Annotated in this window: 24 protein-coding genes and 2 pseudogenes; 11 read left to right on the top strand and 15 right to left on the bottom strand. The window is 63.9% G+C overall.

Features of this window, described 5'->3' with window-relative positions; genetic code table 11:
- Positions 1-28 precede the first annotated feature (28 nt).
- Positions 29-466, bottom strand: coding sequence for a MarR family transcriptional regulator (locus tag B4L76_RS10885; protein ID WP_087502739.1), 438 nt, complete (start codon positions 464-466; stop codon positions 29-31).
- 150 nt (positions 467-616) lie between these two features.
- Complete coding sequence (recQ, locus tag B4L76_RS10880; protein WP_296232413.1) at positions 617-2,764, bottom strand: DNA helicase RecQ; 2,148 nt, start codon at positions 2,762-2,764, stop codon at positions 617-619.
- A 245-nt stretch (positions 2,765-3,009) separates the two neighbouring features.
- Between recQ and B4L76_RS10875 the strand changes: the two genes are divergently transcribed.
- From B4L76_RS10875 to B4L76_RS10865, 3 genes are all read left to right on the top strand, one after another.
- Positions 3,010-3,597 (top strand): YecA family protein, encoded by a 588-nt coding sequence (locus B4L76_RS10875; protein WP_296232412.1) that lies wholly within the window; start codon positions 3,010-3,012, stop codon positions 3,595-3,597.
- 7 nt (positions 3,598-3,604) lie between these two features.
- A complete protein-coding gene (locus tag B4L76_RS10870) occupies positions 3,605-3,970 on the top strand; it encodes a YbaN family protein (RefSeq protein ID WP_296232409.1) in 366 nt (121 codons plus the stop codon).
- Between the two features lie 310 nt (positions 3,971-4,280).
- Complete coding sequence (locus B4L76_RS10865; protein ID WP_296232408.1) at positions 4,281-5,639, top strand: TolC family outer membrane protein; 1,359 nt, start codon at positions 4,281-4,283, stop codon at positions 5,637-5,639.
- Positions 5,640-5,680: 41 nt separating this feature from the next.
- On the opposite strand, the gene B4L76_RS10860 is transcribed toward B4L76_RS10865, so the two are convergent.
- The 3 genes from B4L76_RS10860 to B4L76_RS10850 all read right to left on the bottom strand — a co-directional run bounded on the left by B4L76_RS10860 (position 5,681) and on the right by B4L76_RS10850 (position 8,942).
- Complete coding sequence (locus tag B4L76_RS10860; protein ID WP_296232407.1) at positions 5,681-6,280, bottom strand: tRNA-uridine aminocarboxypropyltransferase; 600 nt, start codon at positions 6,278-6,280, stop codon at positions 5,681-5,683.
- Positions 6,281-6,344: 64 nt separating this feature from the next.
- The gene (locus B4L76_RS10855) at positions 6,345-7,910 is read right to left on the bottom strand and encodes a methyl-accepting chemotaxis protein (protein ID WP_296232404.1); all 1,566 of its coding nucleotides are present in this window, start codon (positions 7,908-7,910) and stop codon (positions 6,345-6,347) included.
- A gap of 138 nt (positions 7,911-8,048) precedes the next feature.
- Positions 8,049-8,942 (bottom strand): LysR family transcriptional regulator, encoded by an 894-nt coding sequence (locus tag B4L76_RS10850; protein ID WP_186676283.1) that lies wholly within the window; start codon positions 8,940-8,942, stop codon positions 8,049-8,051.
- Between the two features lie 217 nt (positions 8,943-9,159).
- Between B4L76_RS10850 and speB the strand changes: the two genes are divergently transcribed.
- Positions 9,160-10,110, top strand: coding sequence for an agmatinase (gene speB, locus B4L76_RS10845; protein WP_289131004.1), 951 nt, complete (start codon positions 9,160-9,162; stop codon positions 10,108-10,110).
- Between the two features lie 168 nt (positions 10,111-10,278).
- A complete protein-coding gene (locus B4L76_RS10840; protein WP_296232403.1) occupies positions 10,279-11,658 on the top strand; it encodes a sodium:solute symporter in 1,380 nt (459 codons plus the stop codon).
- A gap of 104 nt (positions 11,659-11,762) precedes the next feature.
- Here the strand turns inward: B4L76_RS10840 and B4L76_RS10835 are convergent, their stop codons facing one another.
- Positions 11,763-11,891 carry a PA1414 family protein gene (locus B4L76_RS10835; protein WP_296232402.1) on the bottom strand — a complete coding sequence of 43 codons (129 nt, stop codon included), beginning with the start codon at positions 11,889-11,891 and terminating at the stop codon, positions 11,763-11,765.
- A gap of 124 nt (positions 11,892-12,015) precedes the next feature.
- On the bottom strand, positions 12,016-12,909 hold the full coding sequence (ptrR, locus tag B4L76_RS10830; protein WP_296232401.1) for a putrescine utilization regulator PtrR: 894 nt from the start codon (positions 12,907-12,909) through the stop codon (positions 12,016-12,018).
- A gap of 105 nt (positions 12,910-13,014) precedes the next feature.
- Here ptrR and B4L76_RS10825 point away from each other — a divergent pair, with 105 nt between their 5' ends.
- Entirely contained in the window at positions 13,015-14,184 is a 1,170-nt protein-coding gene (locus B4L76_RS10825) for an MFS transporter (RefSeq protein WP_296232399.1), read from the top strand.
- 23 nt (positions 14,185-14,207) lie between these two features.
- Here B4L76_RS10825 and B4L76_RS10820 read toward each other — a convergent pair whose 3' ends face one another.
- The 3 genes and pseudogenes from B4L76_RS10820 to B4L76_RS10810 form a co-directional block, all read right to left on the bottom strand.
- Entirely contained in the window at positions 14,208-15,134 is a 927-nt protein-coding gene (locus tag B4L76_RS10820; protein WP_296232397.1) for a DMT family transporter, read from the bottom strand.
- A 106-nt stretch (positions 15,135-15,240) separates the two neighbouring features.
- Positions 15,241-15,636: a transcriptional regulator gene (locus tag B4L76_RS10815; RefSeq protein ID WP_296232395.1), complete on the bottom strand. Its 396-nt coding sequence runs from the start codon at positions 15,634-15,636 to the stop codon at positions 15,241-15,243.
- A gap of 77 nt (positions 15,637-15,713) precedes the next feature.
- Positions 15,714-15,830: pseudogene (locus B4L76_RS10810) on the bottom strand (BrnA antitoxin family protein); the annotation flags it as partial.
- Positions 15,831-16,050: 220 nt separating this feature from the next.
- On the opposite strand from B4L76_RS10810, the gene B4L76_RS10805 reads away from it, so the two are divergent.
- The gene (locus tag B4L76_RS10805; RefSeq protein ID WP_296232393.1) at positions 16,051-16,323 is read left to right on the top strand and encodes a hypothetical protein; all 273 of its coding nucleotides are present in this window, start codon (positions 16,051-16,053) and stop codon (positions 16,321-16,323) included.
- Between the two features lie 169 nt (positions 16,324-16,492).
- Here B4L76_RS10805 and B4L76_RS10800 read toward each other — a convergent pair whose 3' ends face one another.
- Positions 16,493-17,815 carry a DEAD/DEAH box helicase gene (locus B4L76_RS10800; protein ID WP_296232392.1) on the bottom strand — a complete coding sequence of 441 codons (1,323 nt, stop codon included), beginning with the start codon at positions 17,813-17,815 and terminating at the stop codon, positions 16,493-16,495.
- 141 nt (positions 17,816-17,956) lie between these two features.
- Here B4L76_RS10800 and B4L76_RS10795 point away from each other — a divergent pair, with 141 nt between their 5' ends.
- Positions 17,957-19,258 carry a mechanosensitive ion channel family protein gene (locus B4L76_RS10795; protein WP_296232391.1) on the top strand — a complete coding sequence of 434 codons (1,302 nt, stop codon included), beginning with the start codon at positions 17,957-17,959 and terminating at the stop codon, positions 19,256-19,258.
- 44 nt (positions 19,259-19,302) lie between these two features.
- On the opposite strand, the pseudogene B4L76_RS10790 reads toward B4L76_RS10795, so the two are convergent.
- From B4L76_RS10790 to B4L76_RS10775, 4 genes and pseudogenes are all read right to left on the bottom strand, one after another.
- Positions 19,303-19,500: pseudogene (locus B4L76_RS10790) on the bottom strand (DUF3077 domain-containing protein); the annotation flags it as partial.
- A 7-nt stretch (positions 19,501-19,507) separates the two neighbouring features.
- A complete protein-coding gene (locus B4L76_RS10785; protein ID WP_296232390.1) occupies positions 19,508-20,383 on the bottom strand; it encodes a carboxylate/amino acid/amine transporter in 876 nt (291 codons plus the stop codon).
- A 286-nt stretch (positions 20,384-20,669) separates the two neighbouring features.
- Positions 20,670-21,269 carry an FMN-dependent NADH-azoreductase gene (locus B4L76_RS10780; protein ID WP_296232389.1) on the bottom strand — a complete coding sequence of 200 codons (600 nt, stop codon included), beginning with the start codon at positions 21,267-21,269 and terminating at the stop codon, positions 20,670-20,672.
- Positions 21,270-21,378: 109 nt separating this feature from the next.
- On the bottom strand, positions 21,379-21,693 hold the full coding sequence (locus tag B4L76_RS10775) for a 3-phosphoglycerate kinase (protein ID WP_296232387.1): 315 nt from the start codon (positions 21,691-21,693) through the stop codon (positions 21,379-21,381).
- 48 nt (positions 21,694-21,741) lie between these two features.
- Between B4L76_RS10775 and B4L76_RS10770 the strand changes: the two genes are divergently transcribed.
- From B4L76_RS10770 to B4L76_RS10760, 3 genes are read left to right on the top strand one after another with little or no spacing between them, the layout of a single operon-like run.
- Positions 21,742-22,665: a LysR family transcriptional regulator gene (locus tag B4L76_RS10770; RefSeq protein ID WP_296232386.1), complete on the top strand. Its 924-nt coding sequence runs from the start codon at positions 21,742-21,744 to the stop codon at positions 22,663-22,665.
- 13 nt (positions 22,666-22,678) lie between these two features.
- Positions 22,679-23,491, top strand: coding sequence for an alpha/beta fold hydrolase (locus B4L76_RS10765; RefSeq protein WP_296232384.1), 813 nt, complete (start codon positions 22,679-22,681; stop codon positions 23,489-23,491).
- The gene (locus B4L76_RS10760) at positions 23,485-24,042 is read left to right on the top strand and encodes a peptidylprolyl isomerase (RefSeq protein WP_296232382.1); all 558 of its coding nucleotides are present in this window, start codon (positions 23,485-23,487) and stop codon (positions 24,040-24,042) included. Before B4L76_RS10765 ends, B4L76_RS10760 begins: the two co-directional genes overlap by 7 nt.
- Positions 24,043-24,073 lie beyond the last annotated feature (31 nt).

The raw sequence follows: 24,073 nt of genomic DNA, 5'->3' as shown, positions 1-24,073 counted from the left end.
CAGGGCCGCAAAGCGGCCCCAAGGTCCCTCAGGATTTCTCCAGGTTGGCCAGGATCCTGGCATGCACCCGCATGCACACCTGCAGGTCGGCCTCGTCCACCCCGGTGAACAGTTCCACCCGTAGCTGGTTGGCAATGGTCTCGATCTGGTCGATCAGCGGCTTGGCCGGAGGGCAGAGCACGATCTTCTTCGCCCGCCGGTCTTCCAGTACCGCCTGCCGGCGCACCAGCCCCTGCGCTTCCAGGCTGTCGAGCAGGCGCGCCAGGGTCGGGCCTTCGACCCCCACGCTCTGGGCCAGCTCGCGCTGGGTCGGGGCGTCTTCGAAACGGGCCAGGTGCAGCAACACCAGCCAGCGCGCCTGGGACAGGTTGAGCCCGGCCAGGCGGCGGTCCAGTTCGGCACGCCAGCCGCGGGACATCTGGGCCAGCTGCATGCCGAAGCGGTGTTGGTTGTCGGTCAGGGGCATAGGCAACTCATTGAACAGATCTAATTATTAGGCAGCTAACCATGACCCGCCCCACGAGGCAAGGTTCGGGCTCTGGTGTATGTCCAATTATCGTCAAAAAACATGACCAAGGTCAGCAGATGGCGGCGATGCCGCCAAGCCTGATGCCGGTCACAACTCGAATTCGGCTGCCAGCGCCGCCCGTACGCAATACAGCACGCCTTCTGGCACGCGGCCACCGAACAACGGCGCGATGGCCGATACCGGTGGCAGCTCGCCCTCGCCGTCGAGGAAGGCATCCTGCACTTCCATCAACAGGTCTTCCGGCAGGTCCAGCGCCTGCTCCAGGCTCAGTTCCTGACGGCCCAACGCCTCGGCCAGCAGGCTATAGACGTTCTTCTCGCTGCAATTGAGCTGCCCGGCGATCTGCGCCGGGGTCATGCCGGCACGGGCCAGGCTGACCAGCTCGTGGCGCAGGTCGAGCACCACTTTCGGCGCCTCGGCGCTGCCGCCGCTGTTGTTCAGCACTTCGAGGAAGGCCTGCCCATAACGCTCGAGCTTGCGCGCACCCACGCCGCTGACCTGGGCCATGTCGCTGAGGCTGACCGGCTGGCTGCGCAACATCTCCAGCAAGGTCGAATCGGGGAAGATGACGTAGGGCGGCACGCTGTGTTCCTCGGCCAGCTTGCGCCGCAAGGTGCGCAGCGCCTCCCACAGTTCGCGCTCCTCGGCACGCACCAGCTGGCTGGCCGGGCTGCCAGCGCCGGACGACGCAGCCCTGGCGCTGGTCTGCGGCTTGAAGTCGCGGCGCAGCTGCAAGGTCACTTCGCCACGCAGCAGCGGCCGGCAGCTGTCGGACAGGCGCAGGCCGCCATAGCCTTCCAGGTCGATATCGACCAGGCCACGCGCCACCAACTGACGGAACAGCGAACGCCACTCGGCCTCGGCCAGACCTTTGCCCACGCCAAACACCGAGAGTTTCTCGTGGCCGAAATTGCGTACCTTCTCGGTGTCCTTGCCCAGCAGTACGTCGACCAGGTGGCCAACGCCGTAGCGCTGGCCGGTGCGGAACACCGTCGACAGCGCCTGGCGGGCCGGCTCGGTGGCGTCCCAGGTCTGCACCTGGTCGACACAGTTGTCGCAGTGCCCGCATGGCTGTTCAAGCACCTCGTCGAAATAGGCCAGCAGCGCCTGGCGCCGGCAGCGGGTTTCTTCGCACAGCGCCAGCATGGCGTCGAGCTTGTGCTGCTCGATGCGCTTGTGGCGTTCGTCACCTTCGGAGTTCTGCAGCATCTGCTTGAGCATCACCATGTCCTGCAGGCCGTAGGCCATCCAGGCATCGGACGGCAGGCCGTCACGCCCGGCCCGGCCGGTCTCCTGGTAGTACGCCTCCAGCGACTTGGGCAGGTCGAGGTGGGCAACGAAGCGCACGTTGGGCTTGTCGATGCCCATGCCGAAGGCAATGGTGGCGACCATGATCAGCCCTTCCTCGTTGAGGAACCGGTGCTGGTTGGCCGCGCGCGTCTCGGCAGGCAGGCCAGCGTGATAGGGCAACGCCGGGAAACCCTGGTCGCAGAGGAAGGCGGCGGTTTCGTCGACTTTCTTGCGCGACAGGCAATAGACGATGCCGGCGTTGCCACGGCGCTCGCCGAGGAACGCCATCAGTTGCTTGCGCGGCGCCTCCTTGGGCACGATGCGGTAGAAGATGTTGGGCCGGTCGAAGCTCGACAGGAAGCGCTCGGCACCTTGCAGGTGCAAGCGCTGGACGATTTCTTCGCGGGTGCGCATGTCGGCGGTGGCGGTCAGGGCGATGCGCGGCACATGCGGAAACAGCTCGGCCAGCTGGCCCAGTTGCAGGTACTCGGGGCGGAAGTCATGCCCCCATTGCGACACGCAGTGGGCTTCGTCGATGGCGAACAAGGCGATGTCCAGGTCACGCAGGAAGTCAAGCATGCGCGGCTGCACCAGGCGCTCCGGCGCCAGGTACAGCATCTTCACCTCGCCACGCCGCAGGCGCCCGGCCAGTTCACGCTGCTGCTCGGGCGTCAGCGTGGAGTTCAGTGCGGCGGCCGGCACGCCCAGTTCATCGAGCGTGGCAACCTGATCATCCATCAGCGCGATCAGCGGCGAAACCACCACCGTCAGGCCCGGACGCAACAACCCCGGCACCTGGAAACACAAGGACTTGCCGCCGCCGGTGGGCATCAGCACCAGGGCATCGCCGCCATTGGCCACGCAGTCGATGATCGCTGCCTGGCGCCCGCGGAAACTGTCGTAGCCGAAGACGTCCTTGAGAACGCGCTGAGCCTGTTCGAGCATGTGCAACTCCACAAATCGCCGTACCATCCTGGACACAGGCTGGACGAAAAACCCGCCCCGCACACGCCAAATGCGTAAGCGGTTTTTGCCAGGCCGCCGGCAAAACCGGCGCCTGGGTGAAAAATCGCGGAGTATACCGCAGCACCGCCCTGCGCAGGGCACCCGGTGATAGACGTTGCCTTTCCCCCACCGCCGTCGCAAGGTGCTAGAATTCGTTATCGTTTATTCCCCAAGGTAGCCATGTAATGTCCTTCGCCGAGCAACTGACCCGCCTGCAAGCCTTCCTCGATGCCGACGAGCTGCACGAAGAAGCGCTGGACTATGTCGCCGCCCACGGCTACCTCACCGCCCTCTCGATCAACGCCGAGGAAGTGCCGGAGCGCGAGTGGATCGACGCCCTGTTCGCCGAAGAGCCGCATTACGCCAGCGACGCCCAGCGCACCGAAATCGAAGCCACCCTGGTTGCGCTCAAGGCACATATCGCCCGCCAGCTGGCCAGCGACGACGAGTTCGAATTGCCATGCGAGCTCGACCTGACCGACGAGCCGGACGATTCCGACCTGCGCGGCTGGTGCATCGGCTTCATGGAAGGCGTGTTCCTGCGTGAAGAGGCCTGGTTCGAGAACGCCGAAGAAGAGGTCAGCGAGATGCTGCTGCCGATCATGGTCGGTTCGGGCCTGTTCGACGAGCAGCCGGAGTTCGCCGACATCGCCAGCAATGCCAACCTGCAGGACGACATGATCGTACAGATCCCCGAAGCGCTGACCGCGCTGTTCCTGCTGCTGCACGCTCCTGACGAGAAACCGGCGCTGCTCAAGCCTCGCCACCACTGAGTCGCCTGTGCGCTACGTGCTGCTGGCCACTGGCTGGCTCAGCGTTGCGCTGGGGGTGCTGGGGATTTTCCTGCCGGTCTTGCCCACCACCCCGTTCCTGCTGCTGGCTGCGGCCTGCTTTGCCCGCAGCTCGCCGCGCTTTCACCACTGGCTGGTCCACCACCCCAAACTCGGGCCGTGGATTCGCGACTACCTCAGTGGTGAAGGCATCCCCCTCAAGGGCAAGCTCTACGCCATCGGCCTGATGTGGGCCAGCATCGGCCTGTCGTGCTACCTGGTGCCCCTGTTCTGGGCGCGCATTTTCATGCTGGCCAGCGCCGTACTGGTGAGTCTGTATATCCTCAGTCAGAAAACCCTGCACAAGCCCAAGTGACATTTTTTTGTCGCCAAATATCAATTTGGCCTAGCTGTAGGTGTGCTTATCCATATTCGTTCTGGAACCCGCACAAACCCTTCTATCCATTGGCTTTCGCGGTCTGTTGTCCGTCGATCTGCTTTGAAGGCAGGTCTTGGTTTTAGACCTTTCAGCGCTTACATGGCAATTTAATATGAACAAATCTTCTTATCTATCGCGTTGAATGTACTTAGCTGTGTCGTTAAAAACCTGCAACACTATATGCGATAACCTTTTCGTCATTTTTTTGGCGACTGCAGGATAAATTCCAGGATCAGGGAGATGTACCATGCGCGTTTTGAACCCCATCACCAGTGCACTGTTGTTGGCCCTGGCGAGTGCCAACGTACAGGCGATGTCTATCACCGAAGCGGTCCAAAGCGCCGTGGACTACCATCCGCAAGTCAGCTCCAACCGCAACAGCAAGCTGTCGGCCGATGAAGACGTGAAATTTGCGCGTGGTGGCTACTACCCTTCCGTGGACCTGGTCGCTGGCTATGGCCGCCAGCGTTCGGACAACACCAGCACGCGTGCCGAGGGCAACCACAACAAGGAAACCCTCAACTACACCCAGTCCGAGCTGCGCCTGCGGCAGATGATCTTCGACGGCTTCAACACCTCGAACGAAGTGGGCCGCACCGAGGCGGTCTCGACCTCCCGCGCCTACTACACCCAGGCCATTGCCCAGGATGTTGCCCTGCGTGCGGTCGAGGTGTACCTGGAGGTGCTCAAGCGCCGTGAACTGGTAACGCTCGCCAAGAACAACCTGCAAGCCCACCTGCGGGTCAACGACCAGATCGGCCTGCGCAACGAGCGCGGGGTCGGCAGCACCGCCGACCTGGACCAGTCCCGCGCACGTCGCGCCCTGGCGGAAAACAACCTGGACACCGCTGAAGTCGACCTTGCCGACGCCGAGGCCAACTTCTTCAGCGTGGTCGGCCGCATGCCGGACGAGCTGGAGGCCCCGCAGTCGATCAAGGTGGCAATGCCCGCCAACCTTGAAGAAGCGCGCGAGGGCATGCGCCAGAACAACCCGTACATCAAGTCGGCCCAGGCTGATGTCAACGCCGCCGAGAAGCAGTACGAAGTGGCCAAGTCGACGTTCTACCCACGTTTCGACGCCATCCTGGCCACCGGTGCCAACAACAACACCGGCGGCGAGAAAGGCCACAACAACAACGACTGGCAGGCCGGTGTGGAGATGAACTACAACCTGTTCCGCGGCGGCAGCGACAAGGCTCGCCTGCAGTCTGACGCACACAAGATCAACCAGGCCCTGGACATCCGCAACAACGCCCTGCGCGAGCTGACCGAGAACCTGAGCCTGGCGTGGAACGCCATGAACAATGCCAGCAAGCAGCTGCCGACCGCGCGTGAATACGCCGAAACGACCAAGCGCGTGCGTGCCGCCTACCAGGACCAGTTCGGCCTGGGCCAGCGTACCCTGCTGGACGTGCTCGACAGTGAAAACGAGCTGTACAACGCCGACCGCCGCTACACCGAGGTGCGCTATACCGAGGAATTCTCGCGTTACCGCGTGCTGGCGACCATGGGTGAGCTGCTGAGCAAGCAGCGCATTTCGCTGCCGCCGGAGGCGCTGGCCGCTACTGAAGTGAGCACCGAGGCGCGTTTGCCTGAGATGCGTTGACCGGTTTTGCGATTGCCGGCGCCGCTCTGCGGCCCCGGCCGTCACTCGGTGCCGTGGTTACGCTGGAATGTCTCGACACCCATGGCCCTGATCTGCCCCTCGATCAATGCCTCGAACGGTGCCAGCAGCGCATCGAAGCTGGCTGGCTGTTCCAGTGCATTCAATGCCCCCACCACCGCCTCGATCGTCGACAACGCCCCTGCCTCCGGCGCCTTGCGCAACCGATAGCGCGACGGCGCAACAGCCCCCAGCGTCACCCTCGGCAACGCCTCCAGCAGCGGGTTCAGGTACAGCATCTTGCGCGCCTTGCGCCAGGTACCGTCAGGCACGATCAGCAGCAAGGGCTCGTCGTGTGCCTGCTCGTAAGGCGCCAGCACCCGGGCCTGATCGCCCGGAAACAACAGGGCCGGCCGATAGCCGGGCGTTGCCAGCAATGCGGCCAGGCCCTCGAACACCTCGCCGACCCGCAACTCGGCATTGGTCAGGCCCAGGGCAGCCAGGCGGGCGGTGTTGAGCGCGTGGGTGGTTTCACTGGGGTGCTGCAGCAGGATGACGCGGGTGCGGCTGTCGAGTGCCGGGATCAGTGGGCAGAGGCAATGGTCGAGCGGGCGCTGGCAGCGCTCGCAGCGTGGTCTGGGCATGGGGTTCTCCTTGGCCGGAGCAGTTTGCCACAAACCCGGGGCCGGCAAAGCGGCCCCGGCCAGCTCAGCGGTTGAAGCGCTCCGCCAGGCTGTGCAGGTATTCGGCCATGCGCTCCAGGTCCTGGCTGATTTCCGCGCCCTGCCTGGCCTGCCCGGCACTCTCGTCGCACAGGTGGGCGATCCTCACGATCTGCTGGTTGATATCCTCGGCCACATGGCTCTGCTGCTCCGACGCGGTCGCCATCTGCTGGCTCATGCCGGTGATTCGGCTGACCGCCTGGGCAATCCCGCTCAGCGCCGCTTGCACCGCCTCGACACTGTGCACGCTGTCGCGGGAAATCTGTTCGCCACGGCTGGCAGTGCTCACCGCCCGCTCGGCCCCGGCGCGCAACGAGGCGATGATCTGGTGGATCTCCTCGGTCGAGGCTCGGGTGCGCTGGGCCAGCGAACGCACTTCATCCGCCACCACGGCAAAGCCGCGCCCCTGCTCGCCGGCGCGGGCAGCCTCGATGGCCGCGTTCAGCGCCAGCAGGTTGGTCTGCTCGGCAATCGAAGTGATCACATCGACCACGCTGCCGATCGACTGGGTCTGCTCGGCCAGGGCATTGACCGCCTGGCCGATGTCATTCACCGCATCGCTCATGCTGCCCATGGCCTTCAGGCTCTGCAACGCCAGCTGACTGCCCTGCTGCGCCAGCTGGTCGGCATCGCCGGCGGCGTGGGCCGTGCTCTGCACGTTGTGGGTGACTTGCTGGATGGTGGCGGCCATCTGCGCGATGGCGGTAGCGGACTGATCGGTCTCGTTGCGCTGGCGGTCGAGCATCTGCGCCTGGGCATCGGACAGGCCAGCCGACTGCGCTGCCCGCGATTTCACCCCGACCCCGGCATCGACCAGGCGGGTCAGGGCCGTTTGCAGGCGCGCCTCTTCACTGATGATGGCCAGGTCAAGCTGGCCCTGCAGGCCTGGGTTGTCGCTGTAGGTCAGTGCCACCAGCGGGCTGGTGAAGGCCTTGGGGTGTTCGGCCAAGGTGCGGCGAATGGCCTGGTTCTGGCGCAGCTCGACCAGATACCAGGCCAGCAGCAGGCTGGCCATCAGTACACCCAACGCCGCATAGGGCGGCAGCCACAGGTAGCCTGCCGCCGACAGCAAGCCGGCCCCGATCAATGGCCAGCCGTGGCCCAGGCCATGCCCCAGGCGGGCCACCCACGGCACCGGCGCACGGCCGGCGCGCAAGCGTGCATACAACGCTTCGGCGCGGCGAATCTGCTCGCGCGTGGGCACCGAGCGCACCGACTCGTAGCCACTGATGCGGCCCTGTTCGTAAATGGCCGTGACATAGGCGCTGACCCAGTAGAAATCGCCGTTCTTGGCCCGGTTCTTGACCACGCCCATCCACGGCTTGCCCTGCTTGATGGTGTCCCACATATGGCCGAACACGGCCGGCGGCATGTCCGGGTGCCGCACCAGGTTATGCGGTTGGCCGACCAGCTCGTCGTAGGTGAAACCGCTGATTGCCACGAAGGCATCGTTACAGTAGGTGATGCGGCTGTTGAGGTCGGTGGTGGATATCAGGCGTTGATCGCTGGAGAAGGTTCTTTCGTGCTCGGTGACGGGCAAGTTCATGCGCATCTTGGGCGATCCTTGCAGGATAATTTAGGGGAAAAATCATCAGCGCAAGTTGATATGTAGCAGAGCGCTATCAGTTTGGCGGCCCGCATTTGCCGGAATTTAAGGCGTCCCGACGGAATGTTGTGCACGCCTTGTTCATCAGCCGACGTTGAGCTGGCTTTTCAACAGGTCGCGGAAGGTCTGGATCAGCGGTTCACGGCTGCGCCCGCGGCGGATGATCAAGGAAAACGGCGCCTGATAGCCGAAGGTGGCAGGCGACAGCACGCGCAGGTCGCCCTTGTCGACCCAGGCCTGGGCATAGTGCTCGGGCAGGTAGCCGATGTAGGCCCCGGAAAGAATCAGGATCAGCTGCGCTTCCATGCTTTCCACTGTCGCCGCACTGTGCTTGAAGCCGTGCCGGGCCAGCTCGGCCTGGCTCCAGTAGCCGCGCCCGACCATGCGTTGCTGGGTCACCACCTGCTCGGGGATACGCCGCTCGCCATACAGCGGGTGGCGGCTACTGCAATACAACCAGTGCTGTTCCCGGTACAGGGGCTGATACAGCAGCCCGCTCATGCGCGAAGAAAACGCCCCGATGGCCAGGTCCAGGCGATTGTCCTGCACGCCCAGTTGCAGTTCGTAAGGGCTGGACACCGACAGGTGCAGGTGCACCGCCGGATGTTCCTGGCTATAGGCGCCGATGGCCTCGGCCAGCGGCAAGGCGCGGTCACCGACCGTGGAGTCGATCACGCCGAGGTTGAGGGTGCCGCGCAACTCGCCCTTGAGGGCAGCGGCGTACTGTTCGAAACCGTCCAGCTCGGCCAACAGGCGCAGGGTTTCCTGATGGAACAGCTCGCCCTTGCTGGTCAGGCTGAAGCCGCCACGGCCACGGTGGCACAGCACGATGCCCAGGGCACCTTCGAGCTGGCTCATGTAGGTACTGATGGCCGAGGTCGACAGGTTCAGCTCGCGCTGGGCGTTGGCAAAACCCTGGTGGCGCACCACGCTGACGAAGATGCGCAGCAGTTTCAGGTCGGGCAAGGTCGAGGCCATGGTGCAACGGTTCCACAACGGTATTTGCGCGCAGTCTAACCGCTGCGCACGCGTTCAGTTCAGAAATTCCTGAACTAAGTATTTGCCGGCAGCGATTTTTCCCCGGCAGCGCCTTCAGCAGACTTGGCCGAAATGTCCCTGCCCGCCGTCAACCAACAGGCGTGCGGCGGCACAGGTTCGAACAAACAGAACAATCGACCGACTGATGAGGCCCACCGTGGACAAGATTCTCCACCAACCACTGGGCGGCAACGAAATGCCGCGTTTCGGCGGCATCGCCACCATGCTTCGCCTTCCCCACCTGCAAAGTGCCCAAGGCCTGGACGCTGCGTTCATCGGCGTGCCCCTGGACATCGGCACCTCGCTGCGCTCCGGCACCCGCTTCGGACCACGGCAGATCCGCGCCGAATCGGTCATGATCCGCCCGTACAACATGGCCACCGGGGCTGCCCCGTTCGACTCGCTGTCGGTGGCCGACATCGGTGACGTGGCGATCAACACCTTCAACCTGCTGGACGCCGTGCGCATCATCGAAGAAGCCTATGACGAGATTCTCGAACACAACATCATCCCGCTGACCCTGGGCGGCGACCACACCATCACCCTGCCGATCCTGCGCGCGCTGCACAAGAAACACGGCAAGATCGGCCTGGTGCACATCGATGCCCACGCCGACGTCAACGACCACATGTTCGGCGAGAAGATCGCCCACGGCACCACCTTCCGCCGCGCCGTGGAAGAAGGCCTGCTCGACTGCGAGCGTGTGGTGCAGATCGGCCTGCGCGCCCAGGGTTACACCGCCGATGACTTCAACTGGAGCCGCCGCCAGGGCTTCCGCGTGGTCCAGGCCGAAGAATGCTGGCACCAGTCGCTGGTACCGCTGATGGCCGAAGTGCGGGAAAAGGTCGGCGGCGGCCCGGTGTACCTGTCCTTCGACATCGATGGCATCGACCCGGCCTGGGCGCCGGGCACCGGCACCCCGGAAATCGGCGGCTTGACCACCATCCAGGCGATGGAGATCATTCGCGGCTGCCACGGCCTGGACCTGATCGGCTGTGACCTGGTCGAAGTCTCCCCGCCTTACGACACCACCGGCAACACCTCGCTGCTCGGTGCCAACCTGCTGTTCGAGATGCTCTGCGTGCTGCCAGGCGTAGTGCGCCGCTGACCGGATACACGGCGCCTTTGCTGGAGCGGCCGCAGTACTTGCTACACCCCGGCAGGAGCCATGAGGGAGGGCCACTGAGGCCCGCCAACACACGACAGGACCGCCGGGCGCCGTGAACCCGCCCGGGTGGTCGATCTCGCCATAATAAAGATAATCGGGAGACCCCCAATGGCCTTGGACATCATTGTTGTAATGATCTATACCGCCGGCATGCTCGGCCTTGGCTGGTATGGCATGCGCCGCGCGAAAACCCACGAAGACTACCTGGTCGCCGGGCGCAACCTCGGCCCGGTACTGTACATGGGCACCATGGCCACCACCGTGCTCGGTGGCGCTTCCACCGTTGGCACCGTACGCCTGGGCTATGTGCACGGCATCTCAGGCTTCTGGCTGTGTGCCGCCCTGGGCCTGGGCATCATCGCGCTCAACCTGTTCCTGGCCAAACCCCTGCTGCGCCTGCGTATCTTCACCGTGACCCAGGTACTGGAACAGCGCTACAACCCCACCGCACGCCAGGCCAGTGCGGTGATCATGCTGGCCTACGCGTTGATGATCGGGGTGACCTCCACCCTGGCCATGGCCACCGTATTGCAAGTGTTGCTTGACCTGCCGTTCTGGGCTTCGCTGCTGCTCGGCGGCGGGGTGGTGGTGCTGTACTCCACCATCGGCGGCATGTGGTCGCTGACCCTCACCGACATCGTGCAGTTCGTGATCAAGACTGTCGGCCTGATGTTCATCCTGCTGCCCGTGTGCCTGTACAAGGCCGGGGGCTGGGACACCCTGGTGGCCAAGCTGCCGGCGGCCAGCTTCCAGCTGACCACCATTGGCTGGGACACTATCATCACCTACTTCCTGATCTACTTCTTCGGCATCCTCATCGGCCAGGACATCTGGCAGCGGGTATTCACTGCCCGTGACGAGAAGGTCTGCCAGCGTGCCGGCACCACTGCGGGTGTGTACTGCGTGCTGTACGGCCTGGCCTGCGCCACCATCGGCATGGCCGCGCATGTGCTGATGCCCGACCTGGCCAACCCGAACAACGCCTTTGCCGAAATGATCAAGACCACCCTGCCCGATGGCATCCGTGGCTTGCTGATGGCGGCAGCGCTGGCTGCCATGATGTCCACCGCCAGCGCCGGCCTGCTGGCCGCGTCGACCACCCTGACCGAAGACCTGCTGCCCAAGCTGCGTGGCGGCAAGCAATCGAGCCTGGCCGTCAGCCGCCTGTTCACCCTGCTCACCGGCCTGGTGGTGCTGGGCATCGCCCTGGTGGTGAACGATGTGATCAGCGCGCTGACCCTGGCCTACAACCTGCTGGTCGGCGGCATGCTGATCCCGCTGATCGGGGCGATCTACTGGAAGCGCGCCACCACCGCCGGCGCTATCGCCAGCATGTCGCTGGGCTTTGCCACCGCGTTGCTGTTCATGTTCCTGGACGGCCTGGAGGCCAATACACCGATCTACTACAGCCTGGTGGTTGGCCTGGTGAGCTTCGTGCTGGTAAGCCTGATGTCGCGCAAACCGGTGGCGGCGGTGAAGCTGGCCTGATTGATCGACCGCCTGCACCGGCCCATCGTCGGTACAGGCGGCAACAATGGACCAGATACAAGGAGGCCGCTGCACCCGCACAGGTGCAGCGGCCTTTGTCTGTATCAGCGACGACGCGGTTGGCGCTTGCGCTGCTCTTCATCAGTCGGAATCGGTACCGGCTGCAAGGGTGGTGGGATCAGCCCCAAGGCGACAGCCAGGTCATGGAGCCAGTTGTACAGTGGTTTATTCATAATGCCCCCTTGACGGGTCCGCCTCACGGCAATTCAGTCTTAAGATGTTTCATACAGATCATAGTCCCATGTTCTGTATAACGCATGCCTCTGTACCTACAGATACGGGCCATTTTGACGCGGATCAAGCCGTAACGGCGCGTTCCGACGACTGGTTAATCGTTTCGCTTTGTTGCAGGTCAATCCATGCCTGCAAATTTGCCCCGCGCATGCCCTGGCGCCACATCAACCAGGTGACCGCCTGATCGAACGGCGCCTGCAACCGGTGTACTCGTACCCGGTCACGCCCGGGCAGGCTATCGAGCATCGACTGGGCCATCATTGCCACCCCCGCACCCGCGATCACGCAGGCCAGCATGCTTTGGTACGACTCGATCTCCATCACCCGGCCCATCGGCGTATGGGCATGGGCATACCAGGCCTCCAGGCGCATGCGGTACGAGCAGCCCTGGCGGAAGGTGAACACCGCCTTGCCCGCCACGTCCCGGGCCGTGTGCACTGGCGGGTGCTCGGGGCTGGTGATCAGCACCAGTTGCTCGTCGCACAACGGCACCCCATCCAGCCCGGCCAGGCTTGGAGGACCATCCACCAGTGCGGCGTCCAGGCTGTGGCTGAGCAGGCCCTCCAGCAGCTCGCCACTGGGCGCCGCCCGCACCTGCAGGTTCACCGCTGGATAGGCCTGATGATAACGCGCCAGTAACCCCGGCAAATGCGTTGCCGCCGTGCTGTACATGGTTCCCAGCACAAAATCCCCGGCTGGCTGGCCGCCGCGCACGGCGGCCTGGGCCTCGTCGCGCAAGGCTGACAGGCGCTGGGCGTAGTCCAGCAGCACCTTGCCCGCAGGCGACAGCTGCAGGCGCTGGCGTTCCCGCAGGAACAGTTCGACGCCCAGGTGTTCTTCAAGCTGGCGCAAGCGTGTCGACAGATTGGACGGAACACGGTGCAGCCGCTCTGCGGCACGGGTGAGCGAGCCCTCCACGGCCACGGCCTGGAAGATACGCAGCTGACTGAACTCCACGACATTCTCCAAAACAGAACAACTTGATCATCATTATTCAATTTTATTGAAAAGAAAACCGCCCTAACCTGCCGGTCATCGTTTACACCGTGCAGGAGACCTGTGATGTCACCACTCATTCAACTGCTGGCCAGCGCCGTCGCGCTGATGATGGCCATGGGCATTGGCCGTTTCGCCCTGACTCCGCAGCTGCCGCAACTGATCGCCGAGGGTCAGCTCGACCTGACGGCGGCCGGGCTGGTGGCGGCGGCCAATTACCTTGGCTACTTCCTTGGCGCGCTCGATGCGATGTTCGCCCGCTCGCCTGGCCAGGTGCGCCTGCGCCTGCAGGGCGGGCTGTGGCTGTGCGTGGTACTGACCCTGGCGTCGTGGGCTACCGACGGCTTCTGGGGGCACCTGCTGCTGCGCTTCGGTACGGGCGTGGCCAGTGCCTGGGTGCTGGTGATGATCACCAGCCTCAGCCAGCAACTGGCCAATGCCCATAACCGCCGGCGCCTGGGTGCGCTGGTATTCGCCGGGCCCGGCCTGGGTATCGCGCTGACCGGCTTGCTGGCACTGCTGGCACATCGGCTGGGGCTGGGCTCGGCAGCGCTGTGGCTGATCTATGCCGTGGCGGCGCTGCTGATGCTGCTGGCGATCAGGCCCTGGCTACCCCAGGCCCTGCAGGCAGCGCCAGCACCGTCTGTGCAGCAGGGCCTGCAACGGCATGTCGGTATCGGCCGCCTGGGGCTGGTGTATGCCCTGTACGGCGTGGGTTACATCCTGCCGGCCACCTTCCTGTCGCAGATGGCCAGTCAGCAGTTTCTCGGGCAGTGGCTGGCCGACCTGTTCTGGCCGGCGTTCGGCCTGGCGGCGGCACTGGGTGTACTGCTGGTGAGCCTGCGCCGCGGCGGGCGTACTTCTACCTGGCTGAGCGCCACTCTGTGGTTGCAAGGGTTGGGTGTGCTGGCCTGCCTGATCGGTGGGGGTGTCGGGCTGGCCTTGGGCGTGGTGCTATGTGGCGCGCCATTCCTGGCTTGCATGCAGCTGGTGATGCAACGTTCGCGAGAGCTGGCGCCACACGCCACGCAGCGCAATGCCGGGTTGCTGACAGCGTGCTTTGCCCTGGGGCAGTTGAGCGGGCCGCTGCTGGCGGCGCTGAGCAGCCATTACAGCGGCGGGCTGCAACCCGCGCTGATGCTGTCGGCGGGTGGGTTGGCGGTGGCCGGTGGGCTGGTGTGGTTGGCTGGCAATGCACAGCAAGGCAGTCCCTGTCAGGGCAAGCTTACATCCTGAATCAAGGCGGCTCAGGCCGCACATCAGCCCACAAGCCGCCGCAATTGCTGCTTCACCCAAGGCTCGGCACTCACCAGGATCACCCCCAGCAGCACCATCAACGCCCCGATCACGAAGTTCATGCTCAACGGCTCATCCAGCAGCACCACGCCAAAGGTCACCCCGAACAGCGGGGTGATGAACGAGAACACCGCCAGGTTCGACGCCAGGTATTTGCGCAGCAACCAGAACCACGTCAGGTAACTGATGAACGACACCACGACACCCTGGAACAGCACACTGCCCACAGCCAGCGGCGTCAACACCACCGCACCGATCTGCCCGCTGAGCAGGGCAATCAGCAGCAGCCCGGCAAAGCCCACGGCCAACTGGTAGAACAGGGTCAGGGTTGCCGGCGCTTCCGACAACCGCGAGCAGCGCACCACCACGGTGGTCGCCCCCCAGGCCAGGCCGGCAATCACGCCGAAGGCATCCCCCAGCAGGGTACGACCATCCATCTGCTCGAACGACATGCCACCGGCGAATGCCATGCCGATGCCACCGAAGGCCAGCAGAATCCCCAGCCATTGCAACAGCCGCAGGCGCTCGCTGGGCAACCTGAAGTGCAGGCCCAGCGCGGTAAACACCGGCGCGGTATAGAGAAACACCGACATGTGCGCCGCCGAGGTCAGCTTCAAGCCCTCGGCGATGAACAGAAACTCAAGGCCGAACAAGCCACCCGCCAGCACCCCGGCACGCCAGGTGCTGCCCAGCTGGCTCCAGCCACCGCGCCAGCACAGCATCAGCCCCACCAGCACGGCGGCAATGCCGTTGCGCAGGGCTGCCTGCATCACCGGCGCGATGTCGACCGCGGCGGTCTTGATCAGCACCTGCTGGCAACCCCAGATCAGGCACAACCCCAGCATTACCTGGAAGGCAAAGGCGTCAGGGTGCTTGCGGACCGCGCTCATAGGCAGGCCTTCGGGGTAATCATGGGCATGGGCAAGGGCTCGGCAGCGTTCGGAAGCTACCGATTATCGGGTTTACTGGGCTGCCCTTGCCAGCCTCAAAACGACCTCAGGCAATCTGCGCCTTCGCCGACACCTGCTCGAAGGTGTTTTCGTCCAGCGCATCCTCCTGCTCGTCCAGCACCTGGCGCGGGTGCTCGAAGCCGGGGATGCTGCTGTCGATCAGGCTCATCAGGCGCGAACCGCGTTCGGTCAGCACGAAGTTCTCGCCGTTGCCGCCATCCTCTTCAGGACGGCTTCCGATGTAGCCACGTTCGAACAGCAGCTTTTCGTATTCGCAGGCACGGGTCTTAAGGTGGTCCAGGTCGCCCACCGGCTCACCCTTGGCGGCCAGGGCCGCAGCGTGCTGCTCGGCATAAGGGCGTGGCGTGAAGCTGTGACCGGCGCCGTTCTGCACCTCGTGCAGCAAGCGTTCGATCAGGTCCCAGTCGTAGGCGATGCTCATGGCTACGGGCTCCTGCTGTGGACGGAAGGGGTACACAGGGTGGGACCCGTCGCGACTGCCGAGCGTTCCGAAAGATCTCAGCGTTGGCGCTGCTGCGCCTGCATGTACTGGCGCAACAACTGATTGATCCGGGTCTGGTAGCCGCTACCCTGCCCCTTGAATCAGGCGAGGACATCGGAATCCAGGCGAATGGACATACGATGCCTCCTGACTCAAGCCGAGGCTAGGGGGCAATCGATCGCTCTTCAATAGCTTCAGAACTCTTTGGGAAAAGGACTACGGCTTGAAGCGGAACCAACGTGACCGACCAGACCAAGGCTCAATCAACCCTGGTATGGCCATCGGTCGAAGCCGCTGAACTAACGGCCAGGCACACACCTCCACCGGGCATCACCACCGCCGGAGGTATAAAGGATGAAACCGCTGCTGCCCATTGCCTGCGCCACGGCCCTGTTCTGCGCCCTGCCCGTCTGGGCCTGCACACCGGAGGAAGCGACGCAGAAACGAGAAGAGCTGGCCGGGTTGGTTACCCAGTTGACCGAGCAGAACCCGCAGAAGGCCAAGGAGATCAATGACGAGCTGCAAGGAATGGAGCTGGGAACGGCGAGCAAGGACTTGCCCGACAAGTGTCAGCTGATCGACAAGCGGATCAAGGAGCTGAAAGCGGCAGAGAAGAAGGCTGACTGACCGCTTGCAGCCGGCGTGCGCCCTGTAGGAGCGGCCTTGCGCCGCGAAAGGGCCGCAAAGCGGCCCCGGATGGATGCGTCAGTGTGGAAAATCTCGGGGCTGCTTCGCAGCCCTTTCGCGGCGCAAGGCCGCTCCTACAAAGAACGCATCAGCCTGTGAGGGGCGCCGATTACTCCGCCGCCGCCTTGCGCTTCTTCAACGGCGCCAGGCCATCGGCGCTGGTCAGTGGTGCATTGGCCTTCGGCTTGGCGGTTGGCTTGCGCTTGGCTGCGGCTTTCTTGTCACCCGATTTCTTCTCGACCTTTTTCTTCTTGCTGCCGGCCGCCTTGCCCGAGGCCTTGACCTTCTTCGGCCCGCTGTAGGTGCCCTTCACTTCCTTGATCACCCGGCGCTCGAACTGCTGCTTGAGGTAGCGCTCGATGCTCGACATCAGGTTCCAGTCGTTGTGGGTGATCAGCGAGATTGCCAGGCCTTCGCCACCGGCACGGCCGGTACGGCCCACGCGGTGCACGTACTCGTCACCGCTGCGCGGCATGTCGAAGTTGATGACCAGGTCCAGCCCGTCGATATCCAGGCCACGCGCGGCCACGTCGGTGGCCACCAGCACCTTGGAGCTGCCCTGCTTGAAGCGCTCCAGGGCCAGCTTGCGGTCCTTCTGGTCCTTTTCGCCGTGCAGCACGAAGGCCTTGACGTCCTTGGCCACCAGGTGACCGTAGATGCGGTCGGCCAGGGCGCGGGTGTTGGTGAAGATGATCGCCTTGTCGAACGTCTCGTTGGCCAGCAGCCATTGCACGATCTGCTCTTTGTGCTGGTCGTGGTCGGCGGTGATGATCTGCTGGCGGGTGCCTTCGGCCAGCTGCGAGACGCTGTTGAGCATCAGGTGTTCCGGGTCTTTCAGCACCTTGCCGATCATGTCGCGCAGCGCCGCGCCGCCGGTGGTGGCCGAGAACAGCAGGGTTTGCTGGCGGTTCTCGCACTCCTTGCACAGGCGCTCCATGTCTTCGGCGAAGCCCATGTCGAGCATGCGGTCGGCTTCGTCGAGGATCAGCACCTGCACATGGGACAGGTCGAGGTTGCCGGCATTCAGCTGCTCAAGCAGGCGGCCCGGGGTGCCGATCAGCACGTCCGGCACCTTGCGCAGCATGGCGGCCTGTTCCTTGAAGTCTTCACCACCGGTGACCAGGCCGGCCTTGATGTAGGTGAACTGCGCGAACAGTTGCACCTGCTTGAGGGTTTGCTGGGCCAGTTCACGGGTCGGCAGCAGGATCAGCGCGCGGATCTCCACACGGCGCTCGCGCAAGTCGACCAGGCGGTTGAGCAGTGGCAGCACGAAGGCTGCGGTCTTGCCGCTGCCGGTCTGTGCGGTCACGCGCAGGTCACGCCCTTGCAGGGCCAGGGGGATGGCCGCGGCCTGCACCGGGGTTGGCTCGACAAAGTTAAGCTCGGCCACGGCTTTAAGCAGGCGTTCGTGCAGGGCGAATTGGGAGAACACGGAGATAACCTCAGGCAAGTGCGGAAATTCAGTTGCATAGGGTAACGTTTTCTGCCGCCTTAGCCGAATTTCTTTTGGCAACTTCACCGCCATCCGCGCTCTAATGGCGCTTCGTTTGGCAACAAGACTGTACGCAAGCCCATGGATATCCAACGAATCTGGCGTGACTCCCTCGACCTGTGGGGCACCCTTGACCGACACCCGGTGCTGCACGCGGCCATTGGCCTGGCGGTGCTGCTGCTGATCTCCCTGGTCATCGGCCGTCTGGCGCGCTTCCTGGTGCTGCATGGCGCCCGCCTGCTGGCCCGCCAGCCGGCGCTGAGGTGGCTGGACGACTTGCGCAACAACAAGGTCTTCCACCGCCTGGCGCAGACCACGCCGTCGCTGGTGCTGCAATTCGGCCTGAAACTGGTGCCGGAGCTGTCCGATACCGCCCAGCACTTCCTCGGCAATGTCGCCCTGGCCTTCACCCTGCTGTTCCTGACCCTGGCGCTGTCGTGCCTGCTGGATGCCCTGCTCGACATCTACGCCCGCACCGAACACGCCCGCACCCGCTCGATCAAGGGCTACGTGCAACTGGCCAAGATGATGCTGTGGATCTTCGCCGCCATCGTCATCGTCGCCACCCTGATCGACCGCTCGCCGCTGTTGCTGCTGTCGGGCCTGGGTGCGATGTCGGCGGTGCTGCTGTTGGTGTACAAGGACACCCTGCTGTCGTTCGTCGCCAGCGTGCAGCTGACCAGCAACGACATGCTGCACGTGGGTGACTGGATCGAAATGCCGCAGGTCGGTGCCGATGGCGATGTGGTCGACATTACCCTGCACACGGTGAAGGTGCAGAACTTCGACAAGACCATCGTCTCCATCCCCACCTGGCGCCTGATGAGCGAGTCGTTCCGCAACTACCGTGGCATGCAGCAGTCCGGTGGCCGGCGCATCAAGCGCAGCCTGTTCATCGATGCCGCCGGGGTGCGCTTCCTCACCCGCGAAGAGGAACAGCGCCTGAGCCAGGTGCACCTGCTGGCCGACTACCTGGCCGCCAAGCGCCAGGAGCTGCAGCGCTGGAACGAAGCCATGGGGCCAGTGGCCGAGCTGTCGGCCAACCGCCGCAGGCTCACCAACCTCGGCACCTTCCGCGCCTTTGCCCTGGCCTACCTGAAGAACCACCCCAACGTGCACCCGAACATGACCTGCATGGTGCGGCAGATGCAGACCACCGCCGAGGGCGTGCCGCTGGAGATCTACTGCTTTACCACCACCACGGTATGGGCGGATTACGAGCGGATTCAGGGGGATATCTTCGATTACCTGTTGGCGGTGTTGCCGGAGTTTGGGCTGAGCTTGTATCAGCAGCCAAGTGGCAATGACATGCGGGTGGGGCTGGCAGGGCGTGCGGTGCCTGAACCGACGCCGCACCGGCTTGAGGAAATGAACGAGGTTTGAGAGTGCCGGGGCTGCTTTGCAGCCCCTTCCGTTTTCACAGCCGCTCAGAGTGGAACGGCGGGACTGCGGTTTTCAGCGCTTTTCATCATGCCCAGTTCGGCATCATCGAGCAGGGCCTTGGCCAAGGCGCAGAGGTAGTGCGAGGCCCAGAGTAGCTGGGGTTTGTCTTCCATCAGTCCGTCGATGGACAAGTCGCGGGCATAGCCCATCAGTTCTGAGGCCTGTTCGCGGGCATTCTGGCAATAATAGCTAGCTGCGCCATGCCTTGCCTGAGAGCGGCAGGCTACCCAGGCGGCTCATCCACACCGACGCCAGAATCACTGCCCCGCCGAGGAACAGCCGGCCCAATGGCTCGTGCTGGTTCCAGATCAGCAGGTTCAGCAGCAAGCCTACCGGCACATGCAGGTTGTTCATTACCGCCAGCGTCGCGCCGGAAACCAGGCAGGCGCCCTTGTTCCACCAGTACAGGCCCAGTGCCGTCGGGCACAGCCCCAGGAACAGCAACACCAGCCACTGCACATCGGTACTCGGCAGGTGCCGGGTATTGCCGAACAGCAGGAACGCTGGCAACACCACGATCAGCGCGCCCAGGTAGAAGTAGCCAAAGCGCTTGTAGTGCGGCAGGTCGCTGGGGTGGCGTGCGACCAGGTGGCGATAGAGTACCTGGCCGGCAGCGTAGGTGAAGTTGGCCAGTTGCAGCAGCAGGAAACCGATGAAGAACTCGCCGCTGATGGTATCGAAGCGGATCACCGCAGCGCCGGCCACCGCCACCAGCGCCGCCACCAGGGCCCAGGGGTTGAAGCGGCGGTTCATGGCATCTTCGATCAGGGTCACGTGCAATGGCGTGAGGATGGTGAACAGCAGCACCTCCGGAACGGTAAGCACGCGGAAGCTGAGGTACAGGCAGACGTAGGTGATGCCGTACTGCAGCGCGCCGATCAGCAGCATCGAGCGCATGAAGCGCGGTTCGACCTGGCGCCAGCGGGTCAGTGGCAGGAACACCAGGCCAGCCAGCACCACGCGCGCGAGCACGGCGAAGTAGCTGTCGACGTGCCCGGCCAGGTACTCGCCAATCAGGCTGAAGGAAAACGCCTGGATCAGCGCGACGATTATCAGGTAGCCCATGGGTGCCTCTCGGGGGATCAAGGGCGCGACCTTAGCGGGTTGCGGCAAATGAGTTCAACCATGAGGAATGTAAGGGCTGTGCCGGCCTCTTCGCGGGTAAACCCGCTCCCACAGTGTAACCACAGGCCTCAAGTGTCGTGATATTCCTGTGGGAGCGGGTCCACCCGCGAATAGGCCGGCACCGGCATCAACAAAATTCCTGGCATAAAAAAACCCGGCCATGCAGGCCGGGCAGGTACACCCAAAGGAGCAAAACCAGGTGTCAGGGTTGGGAATTCGTTGCGCCTCAGGCGACCGCTGCCAGCCTGGCCTTGGCCTGGTTCACGCCTTTGTCGTGGAACTCGCCACTCATGTTCAGGCCTTCGGCGTGAATGAACTCGACATCGTGAATGCCGATGAAGGCCATGACCTGACGCAGGTACGGTTCCTGGTGGTCGCTGCTGGCGCCGGCGTGGATACCGCCACGTGCCGTCAGGACAATGGCACGCTTGCCGGTCAGCAAGCCCTGAGGGCCGGTGGGGGTGTACTTGAAGGTGATGCCGGCACGCAGCACGTGGTCCAGCCAGGCCTTGAGCGTACTGGGGATGGCGAAGTTGTACATCGGCGCAGCCATCACCAGCACGTCGGCAGCGAGCAGTTCATCGGTGAGCTCGTTGGAGCGGGCCAGGGCCTCCAGCTCGGCGGCGCTGCGCTGCTCTTCGGGCTTCATCCAGCCACCCAGCAGGTTGGCGTCCAGGTGCGGCACCGGGTTCACCGCCAGGTCGCGCACGCTGATCTGGTCGGCCGGGTGGGCGGCCTGCCACTGCTGGATGAAATCACGGGTCAGCTGGCGGGAAACGGAATCCTGCTGGCGGGCGCTGCTTTCGATGATCAGTACGCGGGACATGAGGTGCCTCCATCGGCAAAAAGGGTTGCGATTCGATGGAGGTGAGATTAAGGCTTGACCTATCGATAAAAAAGCGTAAAAAGTGGGTTCAATCAATCGATTTATCAGTTTATTCCGCGCTGCAGTCCAAGGCGATCCGCAGCTTGATGATCTGCCGGTTGAACTTGGCGGTGACATCGACGCTTTTACCGGCCGGTACGTTCACCCGCCGCACCCGCGGTGCCTCCGGGCCATTGCGGAAGGTGACCTTGCAGGCTGCCGGCACCTGCCCATAGTTGTTCAGGGTGATGGCGCCAATGTCGTAAGCCGTGTCGTAGGCGGTGTAGTCGAGCTTGACCCCGGTCAGTTCCTTTTCCACATCGATGGGATAAGCCATGGCCCCGAGGGGCAGGCACATCAGTATTGCCGCACAACATTTCTTCATGGGCCGCTCTCCTTGAAAGAGCGCAGCTTAGGACAACAGGAGCGAAAGATGAAAGCGCCGCGCGTAACCCTTGACCAGTGGCGAACCCTGCAGGCAGTGGTCGATCACGGCGGGTTTGCCCAGGCCGCCGAGGCGCTGCACCGTTCGCAGTCGTCGGTCAGCTACACCGTGGCGCGCATGCAGGAGCAGCTGGGCGTGCCGCTGCTGCGTATCGATGGCCGCAAGGCCGTGCTCACCGAGGCCGGCAGTGTGCTGCTGCGCCGTTCGCGCCACCTGGTCAAGCAGGCCAGCCAGCTCGAAGACCTCGCCCACCACATGGAACAGGGCTGGGAGGCCGAGGTGCGCCTGGTGGTCGACGCCGCCTACCCCAGCGCCCGCCTGGTGCGCGCCCTGGCAGCGTTCATGCCGCAGAGCCGTGGCTGCCGGGTGCGCCTGCGGGAAGAAGTGCTGTCCGGGGTCGAGGAAGTGATGCATGAAGGCATCGCCGACCTGGCCATCAGTAGCTACAGCATCGGCGGCTATCTGGGTGCCGAACTGAGCGCGGTGGAGTTCGTCGCCGTCGCCCACCCGGAACACAGCCTGCACCGCCTGGGCCGCGAGCTCACCTTCCAGGACCTGGAAAGCCAGTTGCAGGTGGTGATCCGCGACTCCGGGCGCGCCCAGCCGCGCGACGTTGGCTGGCTGGGTGCCGAGCAGCGCTGGACGGTCGGCAGCCTGGGCACCGCCGCCACCTTCGTCAGCAGTGGCCTGGGCTTCGCCTGGCTGCCCCGGCACATGATCGAGCGCGAGCTGCGCGAAGGCGTGCTCAAGCCGTTGCCGCTGGACCAGGGTGGCAGCCGTCACCCACTGTTCTACCTTTACTCCAGCAAAGAGAAGACCCTGGGCCCGGCGACGCAGATCCTCATCGACCTGCTGCGCAATTTCGACACCGCGCCACTGGACGTGCCCTTCGCAGCCCCCGCACAAGCCTGAGAGGACCGCGCCCATGGCCTATTTCGAACACGAAGGATGCACACTGCATTACGAGGTGTATGGCCAGGGCGAACCGCTGGTGTTGTTGCATGGCCTGGGTTCCAGTTGCCAGGACTGGGAGATGCAGGTGCCGGCGCTCAGCCGCCACTACCGGGTCATCCTGATGGACATCCGCGGCCATGGCCGCTCCGACAAGCCCCGCGACGGCTACCAGATCGCCACCTTCAGTGCCGACCTGCTGGCCCTGCTCGAACACCTGGCTACCGGCCCGGTGCACTTCGTCGGCCTGTCCATGGGCGGCATGGTCGGCTTCCAGTTCGCCGTCGACCATCCACAATGGCTGCGCAGCCTGTGCATCGTCAACAGCGCCCCCGAGGTCAAGCGCCGCACCCGCAGTGACTGGATCTGGTGGTTGAAACGCTGGGGCCTGGCGCACCTGCTCAGTGTCGAAACCGTCGGCAAGGGCCTGGCCGAACGGCTGTTCCCCAAGCCCGAGCAGGCCGAACTGCGCCAGGAAATGGCCAAACGCTGGGCACGCAACGACAAACGCGCCTACCTCAAGAGTTTCGACGCCATCGTCGACTGGGGCGTGCAGGAACGCATCGGGCAGATTCACTGTCCTACCCTGGTGATCGCCGCCGACCACGATTACACGCCGATACAACTGAAACAACGCTATGTCGCCCTGATGCCCCACGCCAGGCTGGTGGTCATCGACGATTCCCGGCACGCTACGCCCCTCGACCAACCCGAGGTCTTCAACCAGACCCTGCTGCAATTCCTTGCAGCCGCTTCCACCTCTCAAGGATCTTTGAGCCCATGCTGAAAAAACTTCTGCTCACCGCCTGCTCGGTCGCCTTTGCCACCAGCGTCATGGCCTCCGACAAGACCCCGCACGTAGTGCTGGACACCAGCTTCGGCCAGGTCGAAATCGAGCTGAATGCCGAGAAGGCGCCGCTCAGTACCAAGAACTTCCTCAGCTATGTCGACAGCGGCTTCTACAACAACACCATCTTCCACCGGGTGATCCCGGGCTTCATGGTCCAGGGCGGCGGCTTCACCGAGCAGATGGTGCAGAAACCCACCAAGGACCCGATCAGGAACGAAGCCAGCAACGGCCTGCAGAACACCCGCGGTACCTTGTCGATGGCGCGTACCTCGGACCCGAACTCGGCCACCAGCCAGTTCTTCATCAACGTTGCCGACAACGACTTCCTCAACCCGGGCCGTGACGCCGGCTATGCCGTGTTCGGCAAGGTGACCAAGGGCATGGAAGTGGTCGACCAGATCGTCAATTCGCCGACCACCATCAAGAAAGGCATGCGCGATGTGCCGGCCGACCCGGTGTTCATCAAGTCGGCCAAACGCATCGACTGACCGCAGGCTTCACAGGGACGTGAAACCGCCA

Origin of the sequence: Pseudomonas sp. UBA4617 (assembly GCF_002386445.1) — a bacterium.
Lineage (GTDB): Bacteria > Pseudomonadota > Gammaproteobacteria > Pseudomonadales > Pseudomonadaceae > Aquipseudomonas.
This window is presented reverse-complemented; position numbering and strand designations above follow the sequence as displayed.